Origin of the sequence: Anaerobacterium chartisolvens (genome assembly GCF_003337415.1) — a bacterium.
Lineage (GTDB): Bacteria > Bacillota > Clostridia > Acetivibrionales > DSM-27016 > Anaerobacterium > Anaerobacterium chartisolvens.
In genome coordinates, this window is the sequence record NZ_QPJT01000001.1 from 316193 (window position 1) to 326839 (window position 10647).

Genomic DNA, 10647 nt, shown 5'->3' on the forward strand with positions numbered 1-10647 from the left:
CATTACTGTTTGGTGTATATGCTTTCAAGAGCGTTGCCAATCAGCGGAATATCGGTGACGCGGCTATCCTTGAGGGACAGCCCGTTTTGCTCTATCTGGCGTTTGATCACGCTCAATTTTTCCGCTTGATTCAATGGTTCGCGGAAAACAAGCACTCCGTCGGATTTGAGAGACTTCGCCAGTGCGGGGATCACCCTTTCTAATTCATCTTCCGAAATATCGTGCAAAACAAAATGGCAGTACGCTACATCAAAGCTGTCTTTGCTCAGTGCCAAGGATTCCGACTGTAGAAAAGTGATGTTCCCATAACTGCGCAGAGTTTTGCGGCAGGCATTCAACCACCGCTCGGAAATGTCCAGACAGGTCAAATGTCCGTGGGTCAGTTTTTTTGCGGCGTAGTATGCAACCGTTCCCATGCCGCATCCGAAGTCAAGTACTCGCTCATTACCGTTAAGGGGCAAGCAATCTGCGAATGCTTGGTAGACAGACTTGCCGCAAAGGAGAAACGCGAGCCTTGTCAGAAATATCTCTAAACGAGCCAGTTCGTGCTTCATTACTTATCACCTCCCAATAATAAAATCAGCTGTATTTCAGGCTTATTGCTATCATAGCAATCGAACCTGTCATACAGCTGATGTGAACCTTAAATCTACCTTAAATCGTGGGAATCGTAATTCTAAATGTGCTGCCCTTGTTGCCATCGTAGCGCAGTGTCAAATCCCCGCCGTGCGCCTCGGCGATTTTTTTCGCTATGGAAAGCCCCAATCCACTGCCGCCGGTTTTGGAGTTACGGGAATCGTCTGCACGGACAAATGGTTTGAATATGTCCTGCGCAAGATGAGCCGGAATCCCGATTCCATCGTCGCTGAAATCAATCACTGCCTGATGATTTTGCGCCGTCAGGCTTACGGTGACCGTTGTTTCCTGCGGATTATACCGTACCGCATTGCCCATTAGGTTTTGAATAATCCGACCAAACCGGTCGGTATCCAGCAGGGCAAAAGCGCTCTCTTCGGGAATATCAAACTCATATCCGAAGCCCGCGCGCTCCAGCTGCGGCACAAGCTCGCCGCATATTTGGCGGAGGTATTCGCAGAGGTCTGTTCTTACCGGCTTTAAGGAAAATTCCGGGCTGTCCATTTGTGAAAGCTCAAACAGCTCGGTGAGCAACCTATTTGCTCGTTTGCTGTTGTTAAGAATGATCTCAAGGTGTTCACTGTGTTCCTGCTCAGTCATATCTGACTTAGTCATGAGCAACTCCACATAACCCTGTATGCTGGACATGGGGTTTTTGAGGTCATGGGAAATATCGAGAATCAGCCGCCGCCTGTCCTCCTCAGACTTTTTACGCAGGGAAATTTCATGCTCAATCCGGGTGGCCATGTCGTTAAAGGTGTTCTGCAACTCGGCAAACTCATTTTTTAGACACAAATCTACTCGTGTGGAATAATCACCCTCCCGTAAAAGCCTTGTGCCGTCACAGAGCTTTTGGAGAGGTACGGTAATGCCTGCGGCTGTGATCCTCGAATAGATAAAGGTGAACAGCGCAAGGATCAAAAGATAAATCAGCACCACCGTCGCCATCGCCCAACCCGCCCGCATGAAATCGTTGGAGGATGCTTTTTTGTTGTAAACCAATGAAAAATCAAGCCGGATAGAGGTGGGGAAGGTGACAATCAGCCAGAACTCTCCTTCGGGTTGATAGAGAATTTCATAATGGTAAGGCTTGCTCTTGCTTTCCGCTAAAAACGTTGTGAATTCTTCAGTACTCAGTTTATCTTTCCCGATGGTGTTAAGCCCGCTCGAATAGACGACACGGTATTCCTTGTCCACGACCTGTACGCCGCCGCCGTTTTCCACAACAGCGGATGCGTCAATCTGTTTGTAATCCTCTTTGATAATTGCGCTTGCGGGATACCGGTTTTTTGCCAGCGAATCTGAAATCAATCCGCTCGCAAAGGACAGTAGCACAAACGCAAGCACCGTAGCCAGTATCGTCAGAAGGAATATCACCAGAAAATTTCCGAGAAATTGATTGGACAGTTTTCTTTTCATGGCTTTTCACCGGTATAATGGAGCTTGTATCCGATACCGCGAATGGTTTTCAGGTACTTTGGTTTTTGTGGGTCGTCCTCAATGCGGACCCTGATTCGGCTGATATGAACCATCACGGTGTTGTCGTCAAAATAAAATTCCTCATCCCATACCGCGTGATAAAGCTGCCTTTTCGTGAAAACCTTTTCCGGGTTTTCCATAAAAAACAGAAGTAGCTTGTATTCCTTTGCGCCAAGCTCGATTGGTTCTCTGTTCTTAAAGGCGCAACATTTTTCTTTGTCTATGGACAAATTTCCATATGCAATGCTTGCGGAGACTTTTTCCTTTGGCAACAGATATTCGTTGTTCCGGCGCAGTTGCGCGCCTACGCGGGCTATCAGTTCGGCTATGGAAAAGGGCTTAGAGAGATAGTCGTCCGCACCCAGTCCGAGTCCCAGCACCTTGTCCATGTCGTCCGTCCTCGCGGTCAAAAAGATGACGGGTATGGTGCTGTGTTCCCGTATTTTACGGAGAAGATTAAACCCGTCCATCACCGGCATCATCACGTCAAGGATGGCCAGATGGACGTCCTGTGTCGTCAGGATGTCCCAGGCTTCCTTTCCGTTTTGCGCCGTTAAGGCGGTATATCCGTTTTCCTCAAGGCTGATTTTTATTAAGTTTCGGATGTCGTTTTCGTCATCTGCGATTAGAATATTTATCATGCGTCTTGTTCAGCCCTTTCTTTTAAGAACGAAAGTAACTGTATTGGTGATATGCAATATGTCCAAATCGCTTCCGCACGCTTTTCTTCCTCGGTCACCATGATCATCTCCCGTTCAAGTAAACATGAATATATTCATATTATACCTTGTTCGAAAGAACTTGAATAGTGCCGATTAAAGAGTGGAAAAGCGTTGCGTATGTCTGTACTCGAAAAAGATAGAACCAGCTTGGTCAATTAGGATTTGGTCCAGCAGATCTCTGACATGTTCTGAATCAAAAGTATCCATACCGAGTTCATTGCAAACTAACTGAATGATATCCTTCTCTGTAATTGATGGGGACTGCGTACACCTTCTGCGTTCCACACGGTTGGCGCAACGCCAGACCACTTCTCCGGAGGCACGTGTAATCCGGCGATAATTCGCGCCGCACTCTGAGCAAACTAAAAGGCCGCTCAGTACATTCTTGGAATTGTCCCGGGTGCCCTTCCGCTGTGTGCTTCCGTCATTATTGACTTCTTGATTTGAGCGCGCCGCTTTTTCAAATTGTACTGTGGTATATAGTTCTAAGCTAATAATGAGCGGAACATACTTTGAACTGGACAACAGCTTATCAATCGCGGCTCGCCCCCAACACTTATTTCCTGATGGCGAGGGGATGCCCAGGCTTTCCAGCATTCTTGCCAATCCTCCAAGGCTATTGCCGTTAAGGTATTCACTAAAAATCATTTGGATGGCTTTTGCCTGTGTTTTGTCAACAGTAACGCTGCCATCATTGTCTACGGTAAAACCATAAGGAATTTTCATCAAAGGTATCCTCATTAAACATTATTATTTTTGGGTTTATTATTTTACCCAGCAACGTTAAACCCACGATAATTTATGTTATAAATTTAAATTGAAGAGAGATTACTTTTCATTCTTTACAATTTTAGGAATAAAACTTATACAAAACAACCACTTTAGGGCATAAAAAAGACAAACCCACTTTTAACTTAGTTAAAAAAGTAGGTTTGTCTACTTGGTGGAGGCGAGGGGAATTGAACAATTGACAGCCTCTTCACACCATATATTTTTATGTCTTATCTTTTCCCGTCTATTCCTTATACTTCAACAGCTATAAGTTTTTCCTCATCTTGTATTGTCCCTTACAGTATTACCAAATATTATATGCTATTTTAGTGTTTTTAGTGGGCAATGTCTACCTAATGTCTACCTGAAATTATATCAATTTGCCCCCTGAATGAACCTTCTTAAATTGTCTCTCATAGTCTTTTGCCGTCATTAAAATTTTATTTAAATTTACTGCTCAATATACTGCTGCAATATCGTTGAATCTTTGCTTATTATCTCTAAAAGCCTTTGAGAAGAACCTTGAGGAATATTTATACCTGCTTCCCATGCTTCAACAGTCTTTTTTGAAACTCCCATAAAGTTTGCAAAAGCCGATTGTGAAAGGTTTGCTTTTGCTCTAATATCTTTTATTTCTTGTGATGTATGTTGACGTATAGGCTCAATTTTAACCCTTTTAACCCTTACATTTATGGAATTGCCTTTCTCGTATTCAATAGCTTCTTCCAAGCCATTTTTTATACTTTCAAACAGATTAAATTCACTCATGAATTTACCCCTTTCCCGATTCAAGCTTTTTAACCAAATTGTATAATACCTTCCTTTGCTCCATTGTCAAATCTGATTGCTCCTGCTTAGTATATGCTGTCAACATATAAATTCTTTCAATTGATGTAAAATCTATGTAAATAATTCTTGCTCCTCCGCTTTTCCCATATCCTTTTATCTGCCATCTCAGCTTCCTTACTCCACCTGTGCCAACAATAATATCTCCAGATAGGGGATTTTTGCAAAGAAATGTTTCAAGCTCTCTTAAATGTTCTTCTGTAAGTCCAATAACTTGCCATCGCTTCAAAAATTCATTTGTAAAAACGAATTCCCTCTCCAATACTTTTTCACCACCTACAATTATTATATCCTATTGAATAGGATAGTGTCAAAAGGGAAGGCGATAAGCCTTCCCTTTGTTATGATTTTTCTATGAAATTCCATTAAAATCATTCATCCAGCTCAGCTTTTTTAACCCTGCTATATTTCAGTATCAGCTCTTTTGCAACTGCCAATCCTTGATTTATTCTTGATACAATCTTTTCCCTCTCCTGCTGTGCCATGTGGTCTTTTATGGTTATTACAATATCAATAACCATATTATAAATTTAATTGTCATTTACCCTGTTCTATTAATTCTATCATTAAGCCAGCTATCAAATCCCTTTTTAGGAATTCTATAAGAGCTTTTTATCCTGATCGCAGGAAAGCCTTTCTGCTTTACCAAATCGTATGCTACATTCTTGCTTATATTTAATATCTGCATTATATCATAAACAGTATACACTTCTGAATTCATAAAACCAGTGCCCCCTTTTATTCCCTTAATGCTTATAATTTTGAATTCTTTCTATATATCTTTCCTTTTTAAGCCTATTTCCCCTTCAAATATACATTGCAGAAACCCATCAATGTCCATAGCATATACTTCATTTGAAAAATATCGTTTTCATTGTATAGCTGCTCTATGTCTTTATTGTCCATATTCTTGAGATATTCTTCAAACCTCCTTAGCTCTCTTTTATGATATTCAATATCATTCGGACACCCAGGACGTTCATCCTCAATTGACATTACCTGTTTATCTCCCATCTGGAGCTGCATATAGTACAACGCTTCTTCTGTCATAGTACCAACTTTGGACATACAAAAGCCCCCTCTCTTTATAATTTTTGCACAGCAAAAAGGACATTCCACGTGTCCTTAAACATTAAGATTTCTAAAGAATTGCCATAAGTTTAGACTCTTATTGCACACTAATATAATAGGATAAAATATTATGTTGTGATTCCGAAAAATTCAGTGTCTTTAAATCCTTATTGTGTATAAAATAGTATTGCTCAGAATCTTCAGACAGTCTTGAGAAATCCTCCCTCCATCTATCGGTAATACCAGCTCTTTCATACTTTGAACGATTAATAATCATATCTTCAGGCATGGACAAGATTAATAGAAATTCCTCAAGATTTCTTCCAAAAGCTCTATGAAAGAACTCTTTTTTAGGTCCTACTACTCCATGTGTTGCATTTAGAATACACTGAACCGCTCTCAAATATTTTTTATTCCATTTTACACCTATATACTTCCTGTCTAATGAATTTGTACCTCTTACCGGGCTATATTTCATAGGAAAAGAAAATATTCTTGAGTTAGAGCCTTGCTCCCTGAATTCCTCGTTTAAATCAGCATTAACCAAAAGCCTGTTATACAAGTCCTCGGGAGAATCTTCAAAATTAAAAAGCACATAATTTGATAGATGTTCTATTCCATATGACGCTGCCATTCTTATCTTCGCTTTATAAAGATCCACAGATTTTTTGTCGGCATGATCAAATGCAATACGCAAAGGTTTTATAGCAATTTCCGAGAGCTTTTTGCACTTATTTTTAGTCAATAGCCTTGCATCAATTCCCTGATTAAAATCAACATATCTTTTTGTCCGAATAGTTCTTCCATTCTTTTTATATTCAAGACAAGCTCCTTTGTAAAACCCTGCTTTTTTTATATCATCAATAATTTCGTTGAAATTTTCAGAAGCAAGTACATTATTGTCAAGCAGCACTAAGTCCTTCATTTCACCAAAATTAGTCCGTATATAATCTATCTGCTGCTTAATATCAATATATGGGCTGAAGCAGGGTTCAATTGTAGGAACCGCACAGAAAGGACATTTTCTTATACATCCACGGGTTGCGTATGCTATATAAGCATTTTTTAAAGGATAACTATATTTGAGATATGTATTCTTTTCCATATCAATTATTGAGTAATCCGGCGGAAGCGTGTCTACAATATGCTCATCATTCCCAAGAATTCCAGCTCTATTAAGTAATCCTGGCGTAACAGTTACAGGAAATTTTTTAATTAAGTCATCATGCAAAACTGTTGCTAATACTCCTCCACAGTATATGTCCGATATATTATTTACAGAATGTTGATAGTATTCAATTGTATCTATAGTAGGATTCCAATGAAAAGTGAAAAGTGTTGTAATATAGATTCTATCCCATTTACGGTTCTTTAGCTCTGTATTTTTACCTTTGCAAAAGATAACAGTATCTCCAAGCAACTTGTGATAGGTACTAATTTTCATCAATGCAAGCGGAGGGTATTTATTTCTATATGACGGTTCTATAAGTAAAATGTTTGACATACCTGAAGCTTCCTTCTATTTATTATTTTTTAATATGAAGTAAATGAGGCCGCCAAAGAGTTCCTAAACAAAGGGAGTGAATGCTTTTCTGGAGATTTTATTAAACGAACAGTTTACTATTATTAAATTTATGCTATAATAAATGTAAGAGGTAATCGGATTCGCATGAATGCGATTGCCACCGAACAGATTATTTCTTAATAATCATCCTGCGTAGCCGGCAGGGTGATTATTTTTTTTCCTTAGCTATTGCCTTTATTAGCACAATAATCAAGGAGATAAGCGTCAGGACAAACATCCCCGATCCTATCATTAAAGACATTATCTGGTATGTATCCATAGGCCTCACCTCCCTTCTTTTGTAAGAATGGAGGCGACAATCACACCTGCTCTTTCCGATTACCTGTACATAAGGTTATCATAAAATGATATCCTATTCAACCACATTAAACCTTTTAACTCAATATATTCTGTATTATAGCAACAAAAAAAGGACACCCAAATGTCCCGTCACTCCCCTGCCCCTCCATATTCGCATTTTCCTCTTCTACTTCCCCCGGCTAATCCCATACTCTGCCTTGATACTGTCCCACGGCAGCCAGTCCATTATGCTTTCCTTCGATGTCGTGTGGCTTCCGTACCAGAGGTTCCCTCCCGGCGTATGCCATGTGTAGCTCTCCACCGTGCTTTTTGTCCCCGTCTGCACTATTATGCCGCTCTTGCTGCCCTTCTGCGGCACGGCATACGTTATCTTCTCCACCGCATAGGGCTTTTCTGACGTAAACACCAGCTCCTTGTCCAGTATAAGCTTACCCCAACTGCTCTTGGGCAGTGAGTCATGCGCGAGCTGCTTTTCCTGATCCAGATTCTCCACAAGCCACACCGAGAGCTTCACCGCCTCAGGTTCCGTTATGCTGTAGCCCAGCCCCCTTATTATGTATGTCTCCATAACCTCCCCGTTCTTTTTGGGGTTGTCCAGAAAGCAGCCGCCGGCATGGTCTATCTCTTTGTAAACCCCTGATACGGCTTCCACTGATTTAGTGGGGGCTATAGGCAGCGTCACATACCAGTATTGGCCTGAGCTGTAATGCACCATCACGCCCAGCCCCAATGCCTCCTTAGTCGGCGGCTGGAGGATATGCACGTATTTGTACCAGGGTATTACATAGTTCCCCGAAGAGTCCTTTTGCTCAAAGCTGCCGTCAAGCGCAGTCTTGCCGTTGGACAGCAGAACCCTTGTCTTTCCGTCCGGGTTGTAGTAGTATTTCCTTCTTATGCCCTCTACTATGTTGGGCTGATATTTGTCGTTTATAACGCCGCGCTCAGAGCCATCCGTATAGTATTCAGATGTATAGTCAAACCTATAAGACTTAAGCATATTCGCAATTGTTGTCTGCTTTGCTAAAGTGGAATTATAATCAGCATGTTCCGGACTTACCTTATACCAAGGAGACTCCACCCATTGCCACTGCTCCATTGGAATTTTCATTGCCCATCTGTCAGGAGAATAGTCCTCATTGGGATAGTTGTCGCCCTCCCGTGTATACCCCCAATTCCTGTATATACCATTGTTTATGTCGTGTGGACTTCCATATACAATGCGATGCCCCGGTACAAGCAGCCCGGCGCGTATATCCATTCCATCGGTGCTTTGAAGTCCGTAATACTCCTGAAAGCCATAATTAATACTTAGCTCTTCATTTACACCGTCTAAAAACTCCCTTTGCTTTTCATCCAGCACTGCCGCATTTGCCGTAAAGAGAGAAGTGCAAAAAACTACAGCCGTTACAAGAAGAAGCTTTCCAAGCTTCCTGCTCCTATGTTTCATCCTTTCACCCTCTTATCATTTAGGCTCATATACGGTAATGGTTAAAATGTCATTACCTTCAAGACTGCCCACACTCATTTCCTGACCATCAAATGTGAACCTTTTACTGATCCGCATTGTCCTGTAGTTATCAAAGTTCTTTTGACTTGCATAATCAATAATTTGCTTTGCAGCATCCTTGCCAAACTTGCTTGCAATAACCTTCCCTGCCTCCTCCCATTGCTTGTCGAGGTTTTTAAGGTATAGGCTGATATTTATCCGCAGCTCCTCTCCTTCAAAAAGGATATTCTTATCTGTATAGACCCCTATGTACTTAAAATTCCCATTTTTATTTACTTGTATTGTATACCCTTTGGATATCACATAGTCGTCATCAATCCTCAGTGTAACCGTTGCCCTATACTTAGGCTCAAGCATTGCAAGGATCATTTTGCTTGCCGCGGCTCTTGATGTGCTGCCCCCGGCATTGTACCCTCCCGGCCCTCCTTCCACTATACCGAGATAATATACCTTTAATATTTCATCCCTAAAAGCCTCTGGTATGCTGTCAAAATCCTTTATAAGAGCCTTGTAGTCTGTCAGATTTTCAGGAAACTTCTCGCCCTTGACAGCCCTTGCTATAACCCTTGCGATCTCCGCTCTGGTTATTACCCTTGTGTAGCTGTCAAACTCGCCCTTCTTCACCAGCCCCAGCTCCAGAGCCTTGTCAACGTACCCCTGATAATACTTTAAGTTGGTATAGCCCTTTGCCCGAAGCACCATTGTTATGAGCTGCGCTGCCAGCACATCGTCGGCAGGGCCGAACCTGCCTCCCGGATACCCGCCTATTATCTGGTTCTTATGCCCCGACAGCTCATTTATGTACACCGCGTACCACTGGCTGTCCGGGACATCGGGAAACTTCTTTCCTGCCGCCCGGCAGCTCCCCGGCAAAAGACCCGCTATCAGGACAAATGCCATAATAAAGCCTATAACCTTTTTCATGTAAAACACCCCTTCATATATTATTTTTGTGAAATATTCACAGTAAAGCGTATTAAAAAAAGTGCCCTCGTCAAGCACTCTTTACTACCCGCGTATTATTAATCTTTATATCAAAAGGATTTTTTCTTACCGCCTTCCAGAACTTCAAATCTTGCATCATGGTTATTTACCTTTAAGGAAAGTGCATCAATCTTCCCCTCAACAGAATCAAACCTCTTGTCATGCTCCTGAAGCTTTTCATACGTCTGCTTATATCCGTCAAACAGCGCATCTAACTTTTGTCCGTGATCCTGTTCAATGTTCAGGACGGTAGCTTTTACCCCTTTAACATCGCTTTCGATATTATCAAGTCGTTTAGTAATACCGGATACATCCTCTGTCAGCTTGCCCACCTGAGCAGCTATGTATTCTAACAGTTCCCTATCGTTCATTCCTTAAAACCACCTTCCAAAACAACATGAATATATTATATCACAATTTTTCCAGTTTTAAAGATTTTTTTGTACTACCTCCTCACCTTTAGCCCCCTTAACGATTCCGCTCTTATCCCGACAAGATACCATTGCTGACGCATTTCAATCCTTGTAGGTGTCCATTTTCCACTTATTTTTACTTCCATAGGCTCGCCGCAATGCAAACCACCGTCTGATGTACCGTCATCAAATGAAATACCCATGCGGTCATTTTCCGGGTTATAAAATAAAACTCCCTCTTTCATTCCCTTAGACCCTCCCTTCAATATGCATCCTTCAAGGATACATCCATACGCCGGGCCGGAAAGCTCCCGGCGCATAATCTATCCTTAA

Annotated in this window: 14 protein-coding genes and 1 pseudogene; all 15 read right to left on the reverse strand. The window is 41.7% G+C overall.

Annotation, left to right across the window (positions count from 1 at the left end; genetic code table 11):
- Window positions 1-2: 2 nt before the first annotated feature.
- Window positions 3-554 (reverse strand): class I SAM-dependent methyltransferase, encoded by a 552-nt coding sequence (locus DFR58_RS01520; RefSeq protein ID WP_114296034.1) that lies wholly within the window; start codon window positions 552-554, stop codon window positions 3-5.
- Between the two features lie 100 nt (window positions 555-654).
- A complete protein-coding gene (locus DFR58_RS01525; protein WP_114296035.1) occupies window positions 655-2055 on the reverse strand; it encodes a HAMP domain-containing sensor histidine kinase in 1401 nt (466 codons plus the stop codon).
- Window positions 2052-2756, reverse strand: coding sequence for a response regulator transcription factor (locus DFR58_RS01530; RefSeq protein WP_242987351.1), 705 nt, complete (start codon window positions 2754-2756; stop codon window positions 2052-2054). The genes DFR58_RS01525 and DFR58_RS01530 overlap by 4 nt, the downstream gene beginning before the upstream one ends.
- Before the next feature lie 174 nt (window positions 2757-2930).
- Window positions 2931-3563 (reverse strand): recombinase family protein, encoded by a 633-nt coding sequence (locus DFR58_RS01535; protein ID WP_242987354.1) that lies wholly within the window; start codon window positions 3561-3563, stop codon window positions 2931-2933.
- Between the two features lie 495 nt (window positions 3564-4058).
- Window positions 4059-4376 carry a helix-turn-helix domain-containing protein gene (locus tag DFR58_RS01540; RefSeq protein WP_114296037.1) on the reverse strand — a complete coding sequence of 106 codons (318 nt, stop codon included), beginning with the start codon at window positions 4374-4376 and terminating at the stop codon, window positions 4059-4061.
- 4 nt (window positions 4377-4380) lie between these two features.
- Window positions 4381-4716 carry a type II toxin-antitoxin system RelE/ParE family toxin gene (locus DFR58_RS01545; RefSeq protein WP_114296038.1) on the reverse strand — a complete coding sequence of 112 codons (336 nt, stop codon included), beginning with the start codon at window positions 4714-4716 and terminating at the stop codon, window positions 4381-4383.
- Window positions 4717-4852: 136 nt separating this feature from the next.
- A pseudogene (locus tag DFR58_RS01550) lies at window positions 4853-4984 on the reverse strand (recombinase family protein); the annotation flags it as partial.
- 11 nt (window positions 4985-4995) lie between these two features.
- A complete protein-coding gene (locus tag DFR58_RS01555; RefSeq protein WP_114296039.1) occupies window positions 4996-5175 on the reverse strand; it encodes a helix-turn-helix domain-containing protein in 180 nt (59 codons plus the stop codon).
- 74 nt (window positions 5176-5249) lie between these two features.
- Window positions 5250-5522, reverse strand: a complete 273-nt coding sequence (locus DFR58_RS01560; protein ID WP_114296040.1) for a hypothetical protein — start codon at window positions 5520-5522, stop codon at window positions 5250-5252.
- A 100-nt stretch (window positions 5523-5622) separates the two neighbouring features.
- On the reverse strand, window positions 5623-7029 hold the full coding sequence (locus DFR58_RS01565) for a radical SAM protein (RefSeq protein WP_114296041.1): 1407 nt from the start codon (window positions 7027-7029) through the stop codon (window positions 5623-5625).
- 229 nt (window positions 7030-7258) lie between these two features.
- A complete protein-coding gene (locus DFR58_RS22300) occupies window positions 7259-7369 on the reverse strand; it encodes a putative holin-like toxin (RefSeq protein ID WP_242987352.1) in 111 nt (36 codons plus the stop codon).
- Window positions 7370-7576: 207 nt separating this feature from the next.
- Window positions 7577-8857 (reverse strand): Athe_2463 domain-containing protein, encoded by a 1281-nt coding sequence (locus DFR58_RS01570; RefSeq protein ID WP_114296042.1) that lies wholly within the window; start codon window positions 8855-8857, stop codon window positions 7577-7579.
- A gap of 15 nt (window positions 8858-8872) precedes the next feature.
- Window positions 8873-9841, reverse strand: coding sequence for an S-layer homology domain-containing protein (locus DFR58_RS01575; protein WP_147273132.1), 969 nt, complete (start codon window positions 9839-9841; stop codon window positions 8873-8875).
- 110 nt (window positions 9842-9951) lie between these two features.
- A complete protein-coding gene (locus tag DFR58_RS22090; protein ID WP_207659091.1) occupies window positions 9952-10272 on the reverse strand; it encodes a hypothetical protein in 321 nt (106 codons plus the stop codon).
- Window positions 10273-10346: 74 nt separating this feature from the next.
- Window positions 10347-10559, reverse strand: a complete 213-nt coding sequence (locus DFR58_RS01585) for a DUF5348 domain-containing protein (protein ID WP_114296065.1) — start codon at window positions 10557-10559, stop codon at window positions 10347-10349.
- Window positions 10560-10647 lie beyond the last annotated feature (88 nt).